Genomic DNA, 764 nt, shown 5'->3' with positions numbered 1-764 from the left:
AAAGATGCACATCTTTTGGCATATCGTGTGGCAATTCCCCGCCAGCGCTTGAGATGGAGAAAAGCATTCTCGACAAGATGCCTGACTTTGTAGAGCTCTCTGTCATAGTTGCGTGATATTTTACGACTTCTCTTTGGCGGGATGACAACCTGGAAACCGGATTCACCTGCTTTGCGGAGAATACTCTCCGTATCGTAGCCTCTATCAGCCAAAAGTGCCCCGGCACTCAACCCGTCAATCAACGCACAGGCCTCTTTGCAATCAGCTCGGGTACCTTCTGTAACAATAACTCTGACCGGCATACCATGCGCATCCACGGCCAGATGTATTTTTGAGTTGAGCCCCCTTTTGTGCGGCTCATGGCCTCATTACCTCCCGCAGCGCCCGCCGCATGGGGATGTACTTTGCAATGACTGGCATCAATGATGAGCCATTCAAAATCAGGTTCGACAATGAGAGCTTCGAGTATTTTCTCCCAAACTCCCCGATCTCGCCATCGGCAGAAGCGGCGATGTGTATTTTTCCAGTCGCCAAGATCGGGGGGTAAATCCCGCCACGGAGCCCCGGTTCTCAGTATCCAGAAGACGGCGTTGATAAACAATCGGTTATCGGCGGAAGGACGACCGACAGAGCCTTTGGAACCTGGAAGAAGTTTTTCAATATTTGCCCATACCTTGTCGGAAATATCATGCCTCCGATGTGCCGCCATATGGTCTCTCCTCATTGTAAGTGAAGAGATTATAACATACTTTTGAATTTGACGA

The 764-nt window shown here is 49.9% G+C and carries 1 protein-coding gene; it reads right to left on the bottom strand.

Features of this window, described 5'->3' with window-relative positions; genetic code table 11:
* Positions 1–709 (bottom strand): IS5 family transposase gene (locus ACQRAG_RS11755; protein ID WP_427805336.1). Its coding sequence is split into 2 segments (ribosomal slippage), with 710 coding nucleotides annotated over them: positions 1–352 and positions 352–709; the frame shifts between segments, so codons are not numbered across the junction. This gene is flagged as partial in the annotation.
* Positions 710–764 lie beyond the last annotated feature (55 nt).

The organism is Desulfovibrio sp. SGI.230 (assembly GCF_050313065.1).
Lineage (GTDB): Bacteria > Desulfobacterota > Desulfovibrionia > Desulfovibrionales > Desulfovibrionaceae > Desulfovibrio.
The sequence above is the reverse complement of the archived record's forward strand: the minus strand, read 5'-3'. Positions and strand labels throughout refer to the sequence as shown.